Source organism: Streptomyces hyderabadensis, assembly GCF_020404845.1.
Taxonomy (GTDB): domain Bacteria; phylum Actinomycetota; class Actinomycetes; order Streptomycetales; family Streptomycetaceae; genus Streptomyces; species Streptomyces hyderabadensis.
In genome coordinates, this window is the sequence record NZ_JAIOJZ010000006.1 from 115,968 (window position 1) to 134,397 (window position 18,430).

18 protein-coding genes are annotated in these 18,430 nt (G+C 72.4%); 8 read left to right on the forward strand and 10 right to left on the reverse strand.

Features of this window, described 5'->3' with window-relative positions; genetic code table 11:
- Positions 1 to 75 precede the first annotated feature (75 nt).
- Complete coding sequence (locus K7854_RS07305; RefSeq protein WP_226025624.1) at positions 76 to 600, forward strand: DUF4245 domain-containing protein; 525 nt, start codon at positions 76 to 78, stop codon at positions 598 to 600.
- Between the two features lie 129 nt (positions 601 to 729).
- Here the strand turns inward: K7854_RS07305 and K7854_RS07310 are convergent, their stop codons facing one another.
- A complete protein-coding gene (locus K7854_RS07310) occupies positions 730 to 1,320 on the reverse strand; it encodes a malonic semialdehyde reductase (RefSeq protein WP_226025542.1) in 591 nt (196 codons plus the stop codon).
- A gap of 267 nt (positions 1,321 to 1,587) precedes the next feature.
- On the opposite strand from K7854_RS07310, the gene K7854_RS07315 reads away from it, so the two are divergent.
- A complete protein-coding gene (locus K7854_RS07315; protein WP_226025543.1) occupies positions 1,588 to 1,806 on the forward strand; it encodes a DUF4287 domain-containing protein in 219 nt (72 codons plus the stop codon).
- Between the two features lie 4 nt (positions 1,807 to 1,810).
- On the opposite strand, the gene K7854_RS07320 is transcribed toward K7854_RS07315, so the two are convergent.
- The 3 genes from K7854_RS07320 to K7854_RS07330 are packed head-to-tail and all read right to left on the reverse strand — an operon-like array spanning position 1,811 to position 4,742.
- Positions 1,811 to 2,086 carry an exodeoxyribonuclease VII small subunit gene (locus K7854_RS07320; RefSeq protein WP_226025544.1) on the reverse strand — a complete coding sequence of 92 codons (276 nt, stop codon included), beginning with the start codon at positions 2,084 to 2,086 and terminating at the stop codon, positions 1,811 to 1,813.
- 9 nt (positions 2,087 to 2,095) lie between these two features.
- On the reverse strand, positions 2,096 to 3,304 hold the full coding sequence (xseA, locus tag K7854_RS07325; protein ID WP_226025545.1) for an exodeoxyribonuclease VII large subunit: 1,209 nt from the start codon (positions 3,302 to 3,304) through the stop codon (positions 2,096 to 2,098).
- Between the two features lie 55 nt (positions 3,305 to 3,359).
- The gene (locus K7854_RS07330; protein WP_226025546.1) at positions 3,360 to 4,742 is read right to left on the reverse strand and encodes an APC family permease; all 1,383 of its coding nucleotides are present in this window, start codon (positions 4,740 to 4,742) and stop codon (positions 3,360 to 3,362) included.
- A gap of 128 nt (positions 4,743 to 4,870) precedes the next feature.
- Between K7854_RS07330 and K7854_RS07335 the strand changes: the two genes are divergently transcribed.
- Entirely contained in the window at positions 4,871 to 5,896 is a 1,026-nt protein-coding gene (locus K7854_RS07335) for a 4-hydroxy-3-methylbut-2-enyl diphosphate reductase (protein WP_226025547.1), read from the forward strand.
- A gap of 29 nt (positions 5,897 to 5,925) precedes the next feature.
- Positions 5,926 to 6,666, forward strand: coding sequence for a polyphosphate--glucose phosphotransferase (gene ppgK, locus K7854_RS07340; protein ID WP_226025548.1), 741 nt, complete (start codon positions 5,926 to 5,928; stop codon positions 6,664 to 6,666).
- A 267-nt stretch (positions 6,667 to 6,933) separates the two neighbouring features.
- Here the strand turns inward: ppgK and K7854_RS07345 are convergent, their stop codons facing one another.
- Entirely contained in the window at positions 6,934 to 7,539 is a 606-nt protein-coding gene (locus tag K7854_RS07345) for a DUF6542 domain-containing protein (protein ID WP_226025549.1), read from the reverse strand.
- A 184-nt stretch (positions 7,540 to 7,723) separates the two neighbouring features.
- Here K7854_RS07345 and ychF point away from each other — a divergent pair, with 184 nt between their 5' ends.
- Both ychF and K7854_RS07355 read left to right on the forward strand, forming a co-directional pair.
- Positions 7,724 to 8,812 carry a redox-regulated ATPase YchF gene (gene ychF / locus K7854_RS07350; RefSeq protein ID WP_226025550.1) on the forward strand — a complete coding sequence of 363 codons (1,089 nt, stop codon included), beginning with the start codon at positions 7,724 to 7,726 and terminating at the stop codon, positions 8,810 to 8,812.
- 280 nt (positions 8,813 to 9,092) lie between these two features.
- The gene (locus K7854_RS07355) at positions 9,093 to 9,629 is read left to right on the forward strand and encodes a CbrC family protein (RefSeq protein WP_226025551.1); all 537 of its coding nucleotides are present in this window, start codon (positions 9,093 to 9,095) and stop codon (positions 9,627 to 9,629) included.
- Between the two features lie 20 nt (positions 9,630 to 9,649).
- Here K7854_RS07355 and K7854_RS07360 read toward each other — a convergent pair whose 3' ends face one another.
- The 4 genes from K7854_RS07360 to K7854_RS07375 form a co-directional block, all read right to left on the reverse strand.
- The gene (locus tag K7854_RS07360) at positions 9,650 to 10,279 is read right to left on the reverse strand and encodes a DUF6000 family protein (RefSeq protein WP_226025552.1); all 630 of its coding nucleotides are present in this window, start codon (positions 10,277 to 10,279) and stop codon (positions 9,650 to 9,652) included.
- Between the two features lie 3 nt (positions 10,280 to 10,282).
- Positions 10,283 to 11,014, reverse strand: a complete 732-nt coding sequence (locus K7854_RS07365) for a HEAT repeat domain-containing protein (protein ID WP_226025553.1) — start codon at positions 11,012 to 11,014, stop codon at positions 10,283 to 10,285.
- Positions 11,011 to 11,397, reverse strand: coding sequence for a CPCC family cysteine-rich protein (locus K7854_RS07370; RefSeq protein ID WP_226025554.1), 387 nt, complete (start codon positions 11,395 to 11,397; stop codon positions 11,011 to 11,013). Before K7854_RS07370 ends, K7854_RS07365 begins: the two co-directional genes overlap by 4 nt.
- 162 nt (positions 11,398 to 11,559) lie before the next feature.
- Positions 11,560 to 14,256 carry a helix-turn-helix transcriptional regulator gene (locus K7854_RS07375; protein ID WP_372481007.1) on the reverse strand — a complete coding sequence of 899 codons (2,697 nt, stop codon included), beginning with the start codon at positions 14,254 to 14,256 and terminating at the stop codon, positions 11,560 to 11,562.
- A gap of 227 nt (positions 14,257 to 14,483) precedes the next feature.
- Between K7854_RS07375 and K7854_RS07380 the strand changes: the two genes are divergently transcribed.
- Both K7854_RS07380 and K7854_RS07385 read left to right on the forward strand, forming a co-directional pair.
- Entirely contained in the window at positions 14,484 to 15,398 is a 915-nt protein-coding gene (locus K7854_RS07380; RefSeq protein ID WP_226025556.1) for an MBL fold metallo-hydrolase, read from the forward strand.
- Positions 15,399 to 15,489: 91 nt separating this feature from the next.
- Positions 15,490 to 16,983: a carboxylesterase/lipase family protein gene (locus K7854_RS07385; RefSeq protein ID WP_226025557.1), complete on the forward strand. Its 1,494-nt coding sequence runs from the start codon at positions 15,490 to 15,492 to the stop codon at positions 16,981 to 16,983.
- An 86-nt stretch (positions 16,984 to 17,069) separates the two neighbouring features.
- Here the strand turns inward: K7854_RS07385 and K7854_RS07390 are convergent, their stop codons facing one another.
- A complete protein-coding gene (locus K7854_RS07390) occupies positions 17,070 to 18,374 on the reverse strand; it encodes a M14 family zinc carboxypeptidase (RefSeq protein WP_226025558.1) in 1,305 nt (434 codons plus the stop codon).
- Positions 18,375 to 18,430: the final 56 nt, after the last annotated feature.

Here is an 18,430-nt window from a genome sequence, read left to right on the forward strand (position 1 = left end):
CAGTCCGACAAAATGAGCAGGGGACCCCACGGATGAGCGGATCAGGCACCTGCGACGATAGGGGGCGTGGCAGGTATGAAAGGCAAGCAGAAGTCGGCCCGGGACATGATTCTCTCCCTCGGGGTCATCGTGCTGGCGGCGGGCGTGATCTGGCTGTTCATTCCGCACGACGACGGCGAACCGGACGTCAAGCGGGTCGACTACCGGGTCGAGCTGCTGACCGCGCAGCGCGCCGCGTCGTATCCGGTGGCGGCGCCCGAGGGGCTGTCCGAGGACTGGAAGCCGACCTCCGTCCGCTTCCGCGGCGACGACTCCGACGCCTGGCACCTCGGCTTCCGGGCTCCGAACGGCGAGTACGTGGCGATCGAGCAGTCCACGAAGAAGCCGTCCACGTTCATCCACGACGCCAGCCAGGGTGCGCGCGCGACCGAGCGGACCGAGGAGATCGGCGGCCGGACCTGGACCCGGTACACGGGCGGCCGGTACGACGCGCTGGTGCTGCAGGGCGCCGACGACATGAAGGGCGCGACGACGGTCGTGGCCGGCACCGGGTCGTTCGAGCAGCTCGGCAAGATGGCGGCGGCCCTGAAGCTGACGTGACCGCCCGCCGGGCGGGGCCGCCCGGCCCGGCCCGCGGAACACGACGAAGCCCCCGGCGGGATGCCGGGGGCTTCGTCGCAGGTGCGGCGCCGCGTGCCTCAGACCGTGCGTGCCTCAGACCTGCGTGCCTCAGACCGTGGTGACGACCTGGTCGTAGGCGAGGCGCGGGGAGCGCGGGAACCAGGCGTCCGGGCCGGGACGGCCGATGTTGACGACCATCAGCGGGGTGTGGTCGTCGTCCAGGAACTCCTTGCGCACGCCCTCGAAGTCGAAACCGGTCATCGGCCCGGCGGCCAGGCCCGCGGCGCGGACGCCGACGATGAAGTAGGCGGCCTGCAGAGCGGCGTTCAGGCCGGCCGCGCCCTCGCGGACCGGGCGCTCGCTGAAGAAGGCGTCCTTCGCGGCGGGGAAGTGCGGGAAGAGCTGCGGCAGCTCCTCGTGGAACTCGTTGTCCGCGGACAGGATCGCGACCAGCGGGGCGGCGGCCGTCTTGGGCCGGTTGCCCTCCGCCATGTGGGCGACCAGGCGCTCGCGGGCCTCGGGGGAGCGGACCAGCGTGATGCGCAGCGGGGACTGGTTGAAGGCGGTCGGGCCGTACTTGACCAGGTCGTAGATCGCCTGCACCTGCTCGTCGGTCACCGGCTCGTCGGTGAAGGTGTTCGCGGTACGGGCCTCGCGGAACAGCAGGTCCTGGGCGGCGGGGTCAAGAACGAGAGACATGCGTGATCTTCCTCGGGGGTGCGTGGGCGCCGCGCGGCGTGGGGGCCGGGGGCGCCTTTGACACCGGCGACAGTACGCCAAAGAAGTTCAAGCTTCAACCAAAACGGGACCGTGGTGATCCGCTTCACAGGCGTGGCGGAAGTGTGGCGTGGATCACGCGTGCGCGGCGATCACTTCGCCGGCCGGTCACGGTCCTACACGGCAGTACACCGGAACCCGTCGCCACTCGGCGTACTCGTCGCCACTCGTACCGAGGAGAGCACCGACATGAGCAGCACCGTCAAGGGCCCGGCCAGCTACTTCCCGTCCATCGAGAAGAAGTACGGCCGCCCGGTCGCGGAGTGGAAGGACCTCATCCGCACCTCGCCGCTCACCAAGCACATGGAACTCGTCGCCTGGCTCAAGACCGAACACGGCCTGGGCCACGGACACGCCAACGCGCTCGTCGCCCACACCCTGGCCGAGAACACGGCGAAGGAGGGCTAGGTCCCTAGACGGCCCCGCCGTCGCGCTCGGCGGACTCGTCGTCCGCGTCATCCTCGTCCGCCTCCTCGGCCAGCGCCGCGTCCAGGCGGGCCCGGGCGCCGTCCAGCCGGCGGCGGCAGACCTTCGCCAGCTCCTCGCCCCGCTCCCACAGGGCGAGGGACTCCTCCAACGTCGTGCCGCCGGCCTCCAGCCGCCGGACCACCTCGATCAGCTCGTCCCGCGCCTGCTCGTACCCGAGCGCCTCGGACATCGCCGTCGGCTGCTCCACCTCGCTGGTCATCCACCCACCCTATGCGTCGACTCGTACGGAGAAATCGCCCTCGGACACGCGGGCGCGCAGGCTCTCGCCCGGCTCCACCTCGCCGGGGTCACGGACGGCGTGCCCGTCGGCCCGCTGCAGCACGGCGTACCCGCGCTTGAGGGTCGCGGCGGGGGAGAGGGCCACCACGCGCGCGTGCGTGTGAGTCAGCTCGGAGTCGGCCCGGTCGAGGTGGTGGCGCAGGGTGCGGCGGCTCCGGTCGAGCAGGGCGGTCAGCTGCCCGGCCCGCTCCTCGATCATCCGGTGCGGGTCCTGTATCGAAGGCCGGGCCAGCGCGTGGGCCAGCCCCCGCTCCTCGCGGTCGACGAACGCCGCCACACACCGCCGGGCACGGTCCCGCAGCAGCCGTACCCGTTCGTACTCCTCGCCGACGTCCGGCACGACCTTCTTCGCGGCGTCGGTCGGCGTGGAGGCGCGCAGGTCGGCGACCAGGTCGAGCAGGGGGCTGTCCGGCTCGTGGCCGATCGCCGAGACGACCGGCGTACGGCAGGCGGCCACCGCCCGTACCAGCTGCTCGTCGGAGAACGGCAGCAGGTCCTCCACGCTGCCGCCGCCCCGCGCGACGACGATCACGTCCACGTCGTCCAGCGCGTCCAGTTCCTTCACCGCCTGCACCACCTGCGGCACCGCGTGCACGCCCTGCACCGGGACGTTGCGCACCTCGAAGCGGACGGCGGGCCAGCGGTGCCGGGCGTTCTCCAGGACGTCCCGCTCGGCCGCCGACGCCCGCCCGCACACCAGGCCGATCAACTGCGGCAGGAACGGCAGCGGCTTCTTGCGCTCCGCCGCGAACAGCCCCTCGCGTGCGAGGGCCTTCTTCAGCCGCTCCAGCCGCGCCAGCAGCTCCCCGACGCCCACCGGCTTGATCTCGGCGGCCCGCAGGGACAGCTGCCCCCGCGGCGCATACCACTCCGGCTTGGCGTGCACGACGACCCGCGCGCCCTCGCCGACCACGTCCGCCACGGCGTCGAACACCTGCCGGTAACAGGTCACGCTCACGGAGATGTCGTACGACGGGTCGCGCAGCGTCAGGAACACCACACCGGCGCCCGGCCGCCGCGACAGCTGCGTGATCTGCCCCTCGACCCAGACCGCGCCGAGCCGGTCGATCCAGCCCCCGATCAGCCGGGACACCTCACCGACGGGCAGCGGGCTTTCGGGAGTCGAGTTGGCAGCCATGCGCCCGAGCGTAACGGCCGGGTCCGACAACGGGGCCCGTCGAGCCCGCCCTCCGTCACACGCGCGCGTGGTCCGCGTCCCTGCGTCCCCTCCACTGCACCGCCAGTACCACCAGACCCACCGCCAGCCAGATCGCCCCGACCACCTGCGCGGTCCCCGACGCCTCCACGATCACCGCGATCGTGATCGCCGCGCCGAGCACCGGCACCAGCAGATGCCGCCACCAGCTGACCGCGCCCCCGCCGCGCCGCACCACGAACCAGCCCACCACGCTCGCGTGCAGCAGCGTGAACGCGGTCAGCGCGCCGACGTCGACCACCGACACCAGGTGGTCGAGTCCGTCGTCCCGGCGCGCCGCCCACACCGCCGCCGCCATCGTGATCACCGCCGACACCAGCAGGGCCACGCGCGGCACCCCGGCGTCCGTCCGCGACAGCACCCCCGGCAGCCGGCGGTCCCGGCCCATCGCGAACAGCAGCCGCCCGGCCGCCGCCTGCCCGGCCAGCGCCGCGAACGCCGCGCCGATCGCCTTGCTCACCGCCACCAGATCGTGCAGCCAGGTGCCCACCGACGCGTCCACGGCGTCGTAGAACGCCGACCCCTGCCGCTCCGGCTCCGCCGCCAGCTGCGCCGACGACACCGGTTCCAGGAGAGCCACCAGGTACGTCTGCGCCACGAACAGCACACCCGCGAGCGCCAGGCAGAACAGCAGCGCCCGCGCGACCTTCGCCGAACCGCCGGTGACCTCCTCCGCGAAGGTCGCGATCGCGTCGAAGCCCAGGTACGACAGCACCGCCACCGACACCGCGCCGACCACCGCCGACAGCGCGAACGCCCCCTGCGTGCCGTCCCCCGACAGCGGCGACAGCCAGTCGCGCTCGGCGCCGTCCTGCGCCAGGACCACGACCGCCGTGGCCACGAAGACGAGCAGTACGACGATCTCCATGGCGAGCACCAGGAAGCCCACCCGGGCCGCCGTCCGCACCCCCCACAGGTTCAGCAGCGTCGTGACGACCACCGCGATCGCCGTCCACACCCACCGCGACACCTCGGGGACCAGCGCCTCCATCGCGATGCCGGAGAAGAGGTAGGCCACCGCCGGGATGAGGACGTAGTCCAGCATCGCCATCCAGCCCGCGACGAACCCGGCCCCGTTCCCGAGCCCCGCGCGCGCGTAGGCGAACACCGATCCCGCCTGGGGGACCACCCGCACCATCTGCGCGTAGCTGAATGCGGTGAACGCCATCGCGATCGTGGCGACGATGTAGACGAGGGCCACCGCGCCGTGCGACTTGGCGTCCAGCGTGCCGAACACGCCGACCGGCGCCATGGGCGCGATGAACAGCAGCCCGTAGACGACCAGGTCCCTGAAGCCCAGACTGCGCCTCAGCTGGTGTTCCCCACCGGCCCCCGGGGCCGTCGTATCCGCCTGCGACATCGTGCCTCCGCCAGTGCCTCGGTTCCCGCCCGGCTTTCCGCTTCGGACTCCGTCTCGGAACGTTCCCGCCAGTCTCCCCGGCAACGCCGCCCCCACGCGATCTCTGACCCGCCGAACGCGGCCTTACGATGGGTGCCATGACTGCTTCGTCTGGCCGCCGTGTCCTGCTCGCCGCCCCCCGTGGCTACTGCGCGGGTGTGGACCGCGCCGTGATCGCCGTCGAGAAAGCCCTGGAGCAGTACGGGGCTCCGGTCTACGTCCGGCACGAGATCGTCCACAACAAGTACGTCGTCCAGACCCTGGAGAAGAAGGGCGCCATCTTCGTCGAGCGGACGGAGGAGGTCCCCCCGGGGAACATCGTGATGTTCTCCGCGCACGGCGTGGCCCCCGTCGTCCACGAGGAGGCCGAGCGCGGGAAGCTCGCCACCATCGACGCCACCTGCCCGCTCGTCACCAAGGTCCACAAGGAAGCCGTCCGCTTCGCGAACGACGACTACGACATCCTGCTGATCGGCCACGAGGGCCACGAGGAGGTCATCGGCACCTCCGGCGAGGCCCCCGACCACATCCAGCTCGTCGACGGTCCCGACGACGTCGCGAAGGTCGAGGTCCGTGACCCGTCGAAGGTCGTCTGGCTCTCCCAGACCACCCTCTCCGTCGACGAGACGATGGAGACCGTCGACGCGCTCAAGGACAAGTTCCCGCAGCTCATCTCCCCGCCCAGCGACGACATCTGCTACGCCACGCAGAACCGCCAGCTCGCGGTGAAGCAGATGGGTGCCGAGGCCGACCTGGTGATCGTCGTCGGCTCCCGCAACTCCTCGAACTCCAAGCGCCTGGTCGAGGTCGCCAAGCAGGCGGGCGCGCGCGACGCCCACCTGGTGGACTTCGCCGACGAGATCGACGAGTCCTGGCTGGACGGCGTCACGACGGTCGGCGTCACCTCCGGTGCCTCCGTCCCCGACGTCCTGGTCGAGCAGGTCCTGGAGTGGCTCGCGCCGCGCGGTTTCGAGGACGTCGAGATCGTCAAGGCCGCCGAGGAGTCGATCACCTTCTCGCTGCCCAAGGAACTGCGCCGCGACCTGCGCGAGGAGGCGGCGTCCCTGGTGGCGGAGCGCGGCGGCTCGGGGGCCGCGGGCACCGCGGGGGCGTGACTGTCAGTCGTCCGTCGTAACGTAGGGCCATGCAGATCTTCGGCGTGGACATCGGCGGATCCGGGATCAAGGGCGCCCCTGTGGACCTCGACAGGGGCGACCTGGCCCAGGAGCGCTGCAAGGTGCTGACCCCGCACCCGGCGACTCCCGACGGCGTGGCCGACGGGGTCAAGCAGGTCGTCGAGCACTTCGGCTGGACCGGCCCGGTCGGGCTCACCTTCCCGGGCGTGGTGACGGGCGGCGCCACGGTGCGCACCGCGGCCAACGTCGACAAGAGCTGGGTCGACACCGACGCGCGCGCCCTGTTCAGCGAGCGGCTGGGCGGGCTGGACGTGACGGTCGTCAACGACGCGGACGCGGCGGGCGTCGCCGAGATGCACTTCGGAGCCGGCCGCGGGCGCAAGGGCACGGTCATCCTGCTCACCTTCGGCACCGGCATCGGCAGCGCGGTGTTCACCGACGGGGTCCTGGTCCCCAACACCGAGCTGGGCCACCTGGAGCTGGAGGGCCACGACGCGGAGAAGCGGGCCTCCAGCAAGGTCAAGGACGACCACGACATGTCGTGGGAGCACTGGGCCCACCGCGTCCAGAAGTACCTCGCGCACGTCGAGATGCTCTTCTCGCCGGAGCTGTTCATCATCGGCGGCGGTGTCAGCCGCAAGGCCCACAAGTTCCTGCCCCACATCGAGGGCATCCGAGCGGAGATCGTCCCCGCCCAGCTCCAGAACAACGCGGGAATCGTCGGCGCGGCGATGCGCGCGGCGGGCTGAGCGGGGCCGGCTGCGCCGGGGCTGGCCGGGCGCAGCTGGCTGAGCCGGGGTGATGCTGCGCGTGGCCGGTCGCAACGCCGGTGACTGAGGGGGCGGGGCCGAGCGGGGCCGTTCGGGGGCCCGTGGGTACGCGAGCGTGGCTGGGCTGGTGTGGTCTGGTGTGGTCTGGGCTGGTGTGGTCGGGCCGCGGCCGAGCGAGCGAGGGGACGTGCGAGCGGGGCGGTCGGACTATGGTGCTCCGGTGCTCCGGTACTCCGAGCGGGTGGCTCAGGCCGGGGGTCGGTTGCGGGCGGCGGTCCGTCGCCGTACCAGCCGGATCCGGCGGACGATCACGGTCGCCCCGGCGACCAGCGTCCCGCCGTACAGCCACCCCGCCTCGGTGGCCAGCGCGGTCACCAGCCCCATCAGCCGTCCGCCGAGGCCGCCGTCCCCGCTCTCGGCCACGGGCAGCACGCCCACGGCGAAGGCGATCGGCACGACGACGGGGGCGGTCAGCAGGTCGCCCCGGCGCACCCAGAGCGCGGTGAGCAGGCTCACCGGCACGAACAGCACCCCGTACACGGTCAGGGAAGAGCCGAACAGCAGCTCGTCCACGAAACCGAGCAGGGTCATCACGGCCGCGCAGAACAGACCGCTGCCGAGCCCCGTCAACCGCGGATTGGGCATCCCGCGCACGGCATGCACCAGCCTGGCCACCGGTGAACCCGCCCCCGGAGCGGGGCGTGCCGGTGCCACGGGCCGTCCCGTCGGCCGCCCGACCACTCGCCCCACCGGCGGCCGCGCGGCGGCGGCGCCGCCCCGCCCCTGTGCGGGCAGCGGCGCCCGGCTCCGTCGCGGTCCGTACTGCGCAGGTCGCGTCCTGTGTTGCTCCACTGGACCAACTTAGGTCGGTTTATGTGCCGAATAGCCCGACAGACACGCCGTCGGGTGGCGCTGGCCAAGCGTTCGACTCCGCGCGGGCCCGGCGCGGCTCACCCCGTAGACTGGTGGATCGGCCCATGCGTGGCCTGCCCCATCCCACCCGCCCCTCCGCATCTCACGTACGGGAAGTCGCAACGTGTCGCTCACGATCGGAATCGTCGGTCTGCCGAATGTCGGCAAGTCGACCCTGTTCAACGCCCTGACCAAGAACGACGTGCTCGCGGCCAACTACCCGTTCGCCACGATCGAGCCCAACGTCGGCGTGGTCGGCGTCCCCGACCCCCGCCTGGCCAAGCTGGCCGAGATCTTCTCCTCCGAGAAGATCCTCCCGGCGACGGTCGACTTCGTCGACATCGCGGGCATCGTGCGCGGCGCGAGCGAGGGCGAGGGCCTGGGCAACAAGTTCCTGGCCAACATCCGCGAGTCCGACGCGATCTGCCAGGTCATCCGCGCCTTCAAGGACGAGAACGTCGTGCACGTCGACGGCAAGGTCTCGCCGAAGGACGACATCGAGACGATCAACACCGAGCTGATCCTTGCCGACCTCCAGACCATCGAGAAGGTCCTCCCGCGCCTCCAGAAGGAGTCGCGCATCAAGAAGGACGTCGCTCCCAAGGTCAAGGCCGTCGAGGAGGCCAAGGAGATCCTGGAGAAGGGCGACACGCTCTTCGCGCACGGCATCGTCCAGGGCACCGAGCGCAACGAACTGCTCCACGACCTCCACCTCCTCACCACGAAGCCGTTCCTCTACGTCTTCAACGTCGACGAGGACGAGCTGACCGACGAAGCCTTCAAGAACGAGCAGCGCGCCCTGGTCGCCCCCGCCGAGGCGATTTTTCTCAACGCCAAGCTGGAGGCCGACCTCGCCGAGCTGGACGAGGACGAGGCCCTCGAACTCCTCCAGTCCGTCGGCCAGGACGAGCCCGGCCTCGCCACCCTCGCCCACGTCGGCTTCCGCACCCTCGGCCTGCAGACCTACCTGACGGCCGGCCCCAAGGAATCCCGCGCCTGGACCATCAAGAAGGGCGCCACCGCCCCCGAGGCCGCAGGTGTCATCCACACCGACTTCCAGAAGGGCTTCATCAAGGCGGAGGTCATCTCCTTCGACGACCTGGTCACCACCGGCTCGGTGACCGAGGCCCGCGCCAAGGGCAAGGCCCGCATGGAGGGCAAGGACTATGTGATGCAGGACGGGGACGTGGTGGAGTTCCGCTTCAACGTCTGATACGTCCAGCGAAAGGCCGTCCGACCTGCCACGGAGCGGGTTGGGCGGCCTTTGCGGTACGCACAGGGTCCGCAGTCGACGGCGGCGTACCGCTCACTACGCTGACAGGGTGCGCTACAGCACGGCCGAGGAGGCCTCGGCCTACGCCGCCGGTCTCGCGGCATCGATGGGGCTCGTTTGCTCCGACCCGCAGACTCGGCTGCCGCGGTCGTGACCGCCTTCGGGTCGAGGGCCCGTGCAGGCCGGCACGGCCTTCCTGCGCGCAGGTAGCGTGACCGGCATGTCCGAGGAGTTGCCCGGTTTTCCCTACCACCCCGACCCCTTGGCGACCGGGGCGGTCGTTGCATCCAGCACGACGTGCGTCTGCTGCGGGAAAGCGCGGGGGTTCATCTACACGGGCCCCGTGTACGCGGTCGAGAACCTCTCCAACCTGCTGTGCCCATGGTGCATCGCGGATGGCAGCGCGGCTGCGAAGTACGACGCGCACTTCATCGGTGACCCGGTCGGCGACGATGTCCCACTTGAGGTCGTGATGTCCGTTGATGCGTGTACGCCGGGCTTCTCCTCCTGGCAGGACTCGCGGTGGTTCTTTCACTGCGGTGACGGCACGGCGTTCATGGGAGCGGTGGGGGCGGCCGAGCTGGCCGCGTTCCCGGATGCCCGGGAGGAACTGCGCAGCGAGGCCGGCGCGTGGGGGTGGTCTGCCGAGGCAGTGGAGAGCTATCTGGAGGCTCTGGACAAGGACGGTCAGCCCACCGGCTACCTCTTCAGGTGCCGCACTTGCGGCCGGTACATGGCGTACGCGGACTTCACGTAGCCGCGGTCAGGCGGCTGCGGCTACGGCCGACTCCAGCCGTTGCCGAACTCGCACTGGAGGTCTGTCCAGCGGCGCTGTTCGGCGGCGATGTGACTGGGGTAGCCGAGGCGTCCCACGCCCTTGACCCACTTGTTCCAGAGGCCGCCGGGCCGGATGAAGCGGTCGGCGTGCTGGGTACCGAGGAGGGCGTCGAGTCGGAGGAGGGCGCCCAGGGAGGCGGGTTGGTCGTAGTGGAGGTCGGTGCGGGGAAGGTACCGGTCGAGATAGGCGGTGAGGATCTCGGCGTCGGCGTGGGTGCCGAAGCGGGCCAGGGCGAAGCAGTAGGCGCTGCCGGAGTAGCAGACCTCGCTGTCCAGGAGCAGGTCGCCGATGCGTGCCCGGAACCGTTCGCGGTGGTCGACGCCGATCAGCCAGGCGGCGGTGAGGCGCGAGCGCCATTCGTAACCGAGGAGGGCTTCCAGTTCCTCGTCGGTGATCGCAGCGGCGTCAGTCAGCAGGTGTCGGGTGAAACGGGTGGTGTGTCGCCACCGGGGGCTCAGGAAGCGCCCGCTGTTCAGTACGAGGTAGCGCGGCAGGCCGCCGTACGTCCTCGCCACGTAGCTGTCGATCACGTGGCCGTAGCCCATCTCCCGGGGGTGCTGGGACGGCATCGGTCACCTTTCCGGGTACAGGTCGGTACGGTCGATCCAGGTGGGGGCGACGAAGATGTTGTCGCCGACGGGGGCTTCGGAGGCTTCCAGCAGGGACCAGGTGCGGGACTCCTCGACCAGGTGCTCCCAGGGCGCGGTCCAGTCGAGTTCCCAGTTCAGGGCGGGGCCGGAGACGCCGTAGATGCGGCCGGCGTCCACGCGCCAGAACTGGGAGTAGAGGATCACCTGGGCGTGGTCGGCCAGGTCGTTGATGATCTCGGTGAGGTGGACCGAGGGCCAGCCTGGGGCGTTGTCCGCAGTGGTGGGTCGCAGGCGCGCGGTGAGCGGCGGGACGACGGGGCTGCGTGCGCCGAGTTCGGTCAGGGCCCAGCGGATGCCTTCCGGCTCGCTCCAGTCCGGGGGCGTCGCCCGTTCCAGGCAGGTGCGATAGGCGCGGCGCACGGGCTCGACCGCGCCGTCGATCTTCAGGCTCGCCAGGGCCATCGCCGCCCATTCGCGGACGGTCGGATTGTCGCTGTCCAGCAGGCCGATGAGAGCGGCGCCGCAACGGGGATCGCCCACCTCCTCGAAGACCTCGATGGCGGTCAGCTGACCGAAGCCGCCGAGGGCAGGCAGGCCGTCGATGACGGTGGGTATGGCGTCGGCGCCGATCCAGATCAGCTCCGCGCGGGCCTCGCAGGACTCGTAGGCCTTGCCGTCGAGCTGTCGGACGAGTGTCTCGATGTGGGAGGTCATGACGCGGAGTGGTCCCGGCGCCAGAAGGTGGGGAGCCACCAGCAGAGCGCCAAGCGGTCTTCGGGCCATGGGACGCGAGCCTCGGCACCCCAGTCCTCGAAGGAGTCCCGTGCCGGATCGATGGGGCGCCAGGCGGGATCGAGGGGCTCGTCCTCAGTCGGCGGGCGGGCGTACCGGCGGCCGTGCTCGTCACAGGCGCCGAAGTCCTGGTAGTTCCGCTGGGCCTCGACGAGGGAAACCCTGTTCGCGCCACCGTCCATGGACGGCCGGCGGAGCTGGACCCCGTCGTCCTCCGAGAAGCAGACGGGGCAGATCTCGTAGGAACCGGGCATCGCGTCCAGCACGCGGTCCCCGCAGCATGGGCAGGGGTAGCGGTCGCTCACCCTGGCAGTCTCCTTGCCGGTCCCGCCGGTGCGCCACGGATTTCTCGGCCTCCGCCCGCCCGGCCAGCCCGCAGACAGTCGGGCGGTGTCCGTCGCGTACGGCCCCGGGGACCTGTTCACCGCCGGGTCGTTGGGCTGGGCGGATTGAGGGCGAGGCACCCTCTACCGCGCTGCCCCGGCATCCGTCAGTGCGCCGTCGAGCGCGTCGCGGAGTTGGGAGCGGGCGGTGATGCCCAGTTTGGGGAAGGCGCGGTAGAGGTGGGAGCCGACGGTGCGGGGGGAGAGGAACAGCTTCTCGCCGATCTCGCGGTTGGTCAGGCCGCGGGCCGCGAGCTGGACGATCTGCTGTTGCTGGGGGGTGAGTTCGGTGATCGCGTGCGGGGCGGTGCCGTTCGCCTCGATGCCGGCGGCCCGGAGTTCCGCCTTCGCGCGCTCGATCCACGGTCGGGCGCCGAGCCGCCGGAACGTGTCGAGGGCTCCGGTCAGCAAGGGGCGGGCCTCCGCGATACGACGCCGGCGGCGCAGCCACTCGCCGTAGTCCAGCCGGGTCTGCGCCCGCTCGAAGGGCCACTGCTCGCCCGCCGGGTCAGCCAGCGCCGCACGGAAGTGCGGTTCGGCGTGGTCCGGTTCGGCCAGCAGGGCGCGGCTTCGTTCGATGAGGGAGGAGGCGCGTGCGGACCGGCCGGTGCCCAGGTGGCGTACGGAGCGCTGCAGAAGTGCCACGGCGCGTTCCGGCCGGCCTCGGCGGACGGCTGCCGCGGCGAGTTCGGCCAGGACGGTGGGGGAGACGTGGTAGTGGACCGGGTCGCCGGCCTCGGTGAAGGCGGAGCGGAACTGCTCGTACGCGGTGTCGTAGTCGCCCTCGGCCACCGCCGCCAGCCCCAGGGCACGCCGGGCGAAGACCGTGACGGAGCGGCTTTCCAGGGGGTCGACGAGGGCCAGTGCCCGCTCGGCGTTCCGGCGCGCGTCGGCCGGCTCACCGAGCAGCGCCAGTACGGTCGCGTCGAGGGCGCGTGCGCAGGCCTCGGCGTGGTCCAGCCCGGCCTGCGCGGCCACCTCCGCGATCTCGGCGGCCACCGAGCGGGCCTCGGCCCAGCGGCCCTGTTCCACGTAGGCCCAGCCGGCGGCGCAGGCCAGACCGGTCGGTAGCGGGCCGTGTGCCCGCCAGCGGTCGAACGCCTCGTCGAAGGTCCTGGCGGCCAGCGTGGTCTCGTCGAGGAGCCAGGCCACGACGGCGAGCGCTGTCAGGGATCCGGCGTCGTCCGCGCGTTCGGCCTCGGCGATCAGCCGGGGCAGCGCCGGGGCGAGGGACGCACCCGCGCCGGTGGGATCGGAGACGGCCAGCGTCCAGGCGCGCAGCGCACCGCCTGCGGGGGAGTCCGGCACCTCGGAGAGCAGGGCCGCGATCCGCTGCCGCTGGGACTCCTCGCCCGAGTAGTAGCGGACCACCGCCGCCGCGGCGAGCGCGTCCAGCAGGAGGGGCGACCGTGCCTCCGCCGCCTCACCGGCGATGCGCGACAGCAGCGCGAAGGCGGCCGTGTGGTGCGCTCCTACGGTCATGAGCTGCCCCGTCGCCAGCGCGGCCCGGCTGAGCAGCGCCGGGTCGGCGGTACGCCTGCGGACCTCCTCGGCCAGGCGCTCCACCCAGCCGAGCTGACCGGTGAGGACGGCCGTGTCCGCGGCGTCGGCCAGCAGCCGTGCCTGGTCCGCGCGGTGCGGGCTGAGTTCCGCGGCGCGCTCCAAGGCGGCGGCAGCGGCCGCGTGGCCGCCCCGGCGCCGGGCCCGGCCGGCCGTCTCCAGCAGGGCCGCCGACACCCGCTCGTCGGGCCGCACGGTCGCGGCGGCGAGGTGCCAGGCCCGGCGGTCGGGCTCCTCGCACAGCAGCCGGGCCAGGGCAAGGTGTGCGCGACTGCGCTCCTCGAAGGGCGCGGCGTGGTAGATCGCCGAGCGGACGAGCGGGTGGCGGAAGGAGACCCCGATGCTCTCCCGTCGTACGAGACCGGCCCGTTCGGCGGGGGCCCACACCGTGTCGGGCGCCTCGGGCAGGCCCCGTGCGGCCGCCGGGGCGTCCGCCGCGTCGGTGGCGGCGAGCAGCAGCAGGGCGCGGCGGGTGGTGCCGGGCAGGTCCCGCAGGTGCCGCGCGAAGATCCCTTCCAGTCGGTCGGTGACGGGCAGCGGGCCCTCCAGGCCGGTGCCCTCCGGTTGCCTGTTCGCGGCCGCCCGGGCCAGTTCGACCAGGGCCAGCGGGTTGCCCGCCGCCTCCTGGAGGATCCGGGCCCGGGTGCGGCCGGTGGGCGGCCACGGCTGCTCGTCGAGCAGTCGGTTCGCCGCATCCCCGCCCAAGGGCCCGATCTCCAGGCGCTCGTAGCCCTTGTCGAACCCGGGCAGCGCGGCGGCGGTGCGCACACCCATCAGAAGTGTCACGGGATCGCTGTCCATGCGCCGGGCCATGAAGGAGAGCACGTCCAGTGACGCGCGGTCGATCCACTGGGCGTCGTCGACCACCACCAGCAGCGGCGCCGGTTCCGCGAGGTCCGACACCAGGGTCAGCACCGCCAGGCCGACGAGCATGGCGTCGGGCGGTGCGGCACGGTCGGCCAGCCCCAGAGCGGCCCGGAGCGAGGAACGCTGCCGCGTCGGCAGTCCGTCCAGGTCGCCGAGGACCGGGCGGAGCAGCTGGTGCAGACCGGCGAACGCGAGATGCCGCTCGGACTCGCTGCCGACCGCCCGCAGCACCCGGAGGCCGGCACCGCGCGTCCGCCGTACGGCGAGGTCGAGCAGGGTGCTCTTGCCGACACCCGGTTCGCCCTCGACGACCAGCACCGTGCTGCGGGACCGGTCGGCGGCGACGCGGTTCATGATGCGCGCGGTCTCGGTGTCCCGGCCCACCAGGACCGGGCCGGGATCCGCAGCCGTGATCCGGTCCGCTCGAGCGCTTCCGCCGTATGCCACAGGTGCTCCAGAAACAGGGGTTTCTCCGACAGTAGCGGGGCGGAGCCGGGCCCAGATGCAGTCACCTGACGCATACCGCCGCCCCGTCACCACGACGCACCCTTGCGGCAGAACTGATCGAACAGGAGCGCACCATGGACACCATCACCCTGGGCGACGTCACGGTGACCCGCGTCTGGGAGTACTTCGGTCCCGTCGACATGACGCCCGAGGCGTTCGTCCCGGACAGCCCGGCTCAGGCGTGGGACACGCACCGTTCCTGGCTGGTGCCGGACTTCCTCGATGCCGAGACCCGCATCGTCAACACCGCGATCCAGACCTGGGTCCTGCGCAGCGAGGGCAGGATCATCCTGGTCGACACCGGCGTCGGCAACCACAAGGACCGGCCGTACGCGCCGGTGTGGAGCCGCCTGGACACCGACTTCCTGGGCAATCTCGCCCGCGCCGGGGTCCGTCCCGAGGACGTCGACATCGTGATCAACACCCACCTGCACGTCGACCACGTCGGCTGGAACACCTATCTCGACGGCCGGACCTGGGTACCGACGTTCCCCAACGCCACCTACCTGATGGCCAAGGCGGACTTCGACTACTGGAACCCGGCCAACGAGATCAAGACCCTGCTCGGCCGCGGCAACCAGAACGTCTTCGAGGACAGCGTCGCCCCCGTGCACGCGGCCGGACTCACCCGGTTGTGGGAGGGCAGCCACCGGATCGACGCTAACCTGCGCCTCGACCCCGCCCCCGGGCACACCCCCGGCTCGTCCGTGCTGCGGCTGGAGTCCGGCTCCGACCGGGCGCTGTTCGTCGGCGACCTGATGCACAGCCCGATCCAGATCCACGAGCCCGACGCCAACAGCTGCTTCTGCGAGGACCCCGCCGAAGCCCGCGCCACCCGCCACAAGCTCCTGGGCACGGCGGCCGACACCAACGCACTCCTCTTCCCCGCACACCTCGGCGGCCACGGCGCCGCCGAGGTCGTCCGGGAGGGCCGCAAGTTCGCCGTCAAGGGCTGGGCGCCCTTCGCCAAGTACGGCGCGCACGCCTGAGGCCCGCGGAGGGACACGCGAGCGAGAACACGCGAGCACGGACGCGCGAGCAAGCACACGCGACCAATGACATGCGAGAAAGACACGTGACATGAATCAGCACCACGGGTCCGTCGTGACCACCGCGCAGGGAACCGTTCGCGGCCTGCGCCGGGACGGCGTACTCACCTTCCTGAACATCCCGTACGCCGCCCCGCCCCACGGCGCGGACCGGTTCGCCCCGCCGCAGCCGCACGAGCCGTGGGACGGGGTACGGGACGCGACCGTGCCGGGGCCCAACGCCCCGCAGTCCGCGCGCAGGCTCGGCGACATCGACATGACCCCCTACTTCGGCACCGGCTGGAGCCGAGGCGAGGACTACCTCACCCTCAACGTCTTCACGCCCGCGGCCCGGGACGGCGAACTGCCGGTCATGGTGTTCGTCCACGGCGGCGGCTTCGTCGCCGGATCGACGCGGGCCGAGCTGTACGACGGGTCCGCGTTCGCCCGTGACGGCGTCGTCCTCGTCACCCTCAACTACCGCCTCGGCATCGCCGGGTTCCTCGACCTGCCCGGGGCGCCCGCCAACCGCGGTCTGCTCGACGTCGTCGCCGCGCTGCGCTGGGTGCGGGAGAACGTCTCCGCCTTCGGCGGCGACCCGCGCAACGTCACCCTCTTCGGTCAGTCGGCCGGGGCGACCATCGTCGGCGGCGTCCTCGCCACCCGTGCGGCTTCCGGACTGGTCCGGCGGGCGATCGTGCAGAGCGGCAGCGGCCTGGGCGCGTTCACGCCCGAGCAGGCCGCCCGGGTCACCGGGGCCGCTGCCGAGATCCTGGGCGTCGAGCCCCACGCCGACGCCTTCGGGGCCGTCCCCGACGAGCAGCTCGTCGAGGCGGCGGCCCGGCTCGCGGGCATCGACCTGCGGACCGGGACCCACCGCGACCCGCTGATCGGCCTCAGCCCCTTCAGCCTGGTCCTGGAGACCCAGCCCGCGGCATCCGTCGCCGCCGGTCTCGCCGCCGACGTCGACCTGCTCGTCGGCACCAACGCCGAAGAGGGCAACCTCTACCTGGTCCCGGTGGGCACGTACGCCACCTCGACCGCCGCCGACGTCGACGAGGCCGCGGCACGCTCGCACCCGGAACCGGCGCGGCTCGTCGAGGCCTACCGTGCGGCACGCCCCGGGGCGTCCTTCGCGGAACTGCGCTCCGCCATCATGACCGACGCCCTGTTCGGCGCGGGCAGCCGCGCCCTGGCCGACGCCCACGCCGCCCATTCGCGGTCCGCCACCCACGCCTACGAGTTCGCTTGGCGCTCCCCCGCCCTGGGCGGCGCACTGGGGGCCGCCCACACGGTCGAACTGCCCTTCGTCTTCGACCTCGCGTACCTGCCCGGGCTCAACGGCCCCGCCGCCCTGCTCGGCCCCGGCACGGCCCCCGCGGACCTCGCCGGACGCGTCCACGAGGCCTGGATCCGGTTCGCCCGGACCGGCGACCCCGGCTGGGACCCGTACGACACCGACCGCCGGGCCACCATGCGCATCGCCGACGACTGGACGCAGGTCGACGATCCCCGCGGCCGGGAACGGCGGGCCTGGCAGGCCTGACAGACCTGGAGCACGCCGACGCGGTGACGCGCGCCGCACGGGAACAGGACCGCGGCAGAGCTTCAAGGCATCAGAGCTTCAGTGCATCAGAGTTTCAGTGCGCACTCCGCTGCCGCCACCACCGTGCCGGTCTGGAGTTCCACCTGGTCCGGCACGGGGACCCAGCGCAGGCGCAGGGACTTCTCGAACTCCGTGCACCAAGTGGTGAAGAGTTCGTCCAGCTCGTGGCGGAGGCCGGCGGCCGCCGGGGCGTCGGCGGCCCGGAGGAGCCGGAGCAGTAGTCCCGCCGCGCGCAGCGGCTGGCGGCGTGCGACGACCTCCAGGGCGCTGATCCCGGCCGTCGTCAGCCCGGGTGAGGTCTCGGTGCGGGCGGCCTCGGCCGGCTGCCGGACCAGGGGCTCCCAGGAGTCGGCCACCAGGTCGTACAGCCCGTCGGCCATCCACTCCAGCACGCGTCTGGGCGGGCTGTCCCCGGCCGGCGGCAGGAACCCCCGGGCCTTCTCGAAGACGGCGGTCACCTGCCGGCCGCCCTCGCGCACCAGGCCGGACAGTTCCCGCAGGGCGTCGGCCGGGTCCGGGTGCGGGGACAGGTCGTCGGCGGTCGCGGTGGCCCACAGGGGTACCTCGACGATCGCCGTGACTCCGCCGTACCGCTGGGGCGCGCACCAGGTGGACAGGCCGATGTTCTCCGACCCGGCCGCCAGCCGGGCGGTGCTGTCCGGCGGCGGCAGGACGTGGATGCCGGGCGCCGGGTTCTCCCAGTACAGGGCGTCGTACGTGCCGTGCTGGACCGGGACGCCGACCGTGGCCGCGGACGCGCGGAAGGGTGCCGCGAGGCCCGGCAGGTCACGGGTGAGCTGGACCCACGTGCCGCCGACGTCGACGCTGTGCAGCGAGCACTGGAGCACGGGCCGCAGCTCGTCGATCGCGTCGAACAGGGCACGGCTCTCGGGGAGTCGCCGCCCCTCGATGGGCGCCCACTCCGGCTGCTCCGCCGCGACCGGGCGGAAGGCGGCGCGGTAGTAGCGGTCGAGGGCGTGTCCGGGTTCGGCCGTCGCGGCCTCCAGACCCTCGCTCAGGGCCGCGCCGTCCGGGTCGAGGCACAGGACGATGTCCCAGGTGACGGCGTCCGGGTCGGTCGCCGCGGAACACCGGTCGCCGACGGCCACCCGCTCCGCCAGCGCCAGCGCGGTCGCGCCGCCCACCGGCTCGTCCGAGTGCGGCCGGGCCACCACCAGGACGTGGCTCGGCCCGTGGCCCACGGACAGCATCAGGATCGGCCGGCCGGCCCGGGACGTGCCGATCGGGCGCAGGCGGCAGGTCCCGGGCAACCGGGAGACCAGCCGCCGCGCCGACTCGGTGACGTCCGCGACCGTGAGGTAGCGGTGCATCGGGCGCGTCCGGTCAGGCGCCGCCGTTGCCACCGCTGTCGCCGGTGGTCTCCTTC

Excerpts from the sequence above, each read along its gene's own strand:
- K7854_RS07305 (WP_226025624.1), top strand. The coding sequence starts at position 76 with ATGAAAGGCAAGCAGAAGTCGGCCCGGGACATGATTCTCTCCCTCGGG.
- K7854_RS07310 (WP_226025542.1), bottom strand. The coding sequence starts at position 1,320 with ATGTCTCTCGTTCTTGACCCCGCCGCCCAGGACCTGCTGTTCCGCGAG.
- K7854_RS07315 (WP_226025543.1), top strand. The coding sequence starts at position 1,588 with ATGAGCAGCACCGTCAAGGGCCCGGCCAGCTACTTCCCGTCCATCGAG.
- K7854_RS07320 (WP_226025544.1), bottom strand. The coding sequence starts at position 2,086 with ATGACCAGCGAGGTGGAGCAGCCGACGGCGATGTCCGAGGCGCTCGGG.
- xseA (WP_226025545.1), bottom strand. The coding sequence starts at position 3,304 with ATGGCTGCCAACTCGACTCCCGAAAGCCCGCTGCCCGTCGGTGAGGTG.
- K7854_RS07330 (WP_226025546.1), bottom strand. The coding sequence starts at position 4,742 with ATGTCGCAGGCGGATACGACGGCCCCGGGGGCCGGTGGGGAACACCAG.
- K7854_RS07335 (WP_226025547.1), top strand. The coding sequence starts at position 4,871 with ATGGGTGCCATGACTGCTTCGTCTGGCCGCCGTGTCCTGCTCGCCGCC.
- ppgK (WP_226025548.1), top strand. The coding sequence starts at position 5,926 with ATGCAGATCTTCGGCGTGGACATCGGCGGATCCGGGATCAAGGGCGCC.
- K7854_RS07355 (WP_226025551.1), top strand. The coding sequence starts at position 9,093 with ATGTCCGAGGAGTTGCCCGGTTTTCCCTACCACCCCGACCCCTTGGCG.
- K7854_RS07360 (WP_226025552.1), bottom strand. The coding sequence starts at position 10,279 with ATGCCGTCCCAGCACCCCCGGGAGATGGGCTACGGCCACGTGATCGAC.
- K7854_RS07365 (WP_226025553.1), bottom strand. The coding sequence starts at position 11,014 with ATGACCTCCCACATCGAGACACTCGTCCGACAGCTCGACGGCAAGGCC.
- K7854_RS07375 (WP_372481007.1), bottom strand. The coding sequence starts at position 14,256 with ATGAACCGCGTCGCCGCCGACCGGTCCCGCAGCACGGTGCTGGTCGTC.
- K7854_RS07380 (WP_226025556.1), top strand. The coding sequence starts at position 14,484 with ATGGACACCATCACCCTGGGCGACGTCACGGTGACCCGCGTCTGGGAG.
- K7854_RS07385 (WP_226025557.1), top strand. The coding sequence starts at position 15,490 with ATGAATCAGCACCACGGGTCCGTCGTGACCACCGCGCAGGGAACCGTT.
- K7854_RS07390 (WP_226025558.1), bottom strand. The coding sequence starts at position 18,374 with ATGCACCGCTACCTCACGGTCGCGGACGTCACCGAGTCGGCGCGGCGG.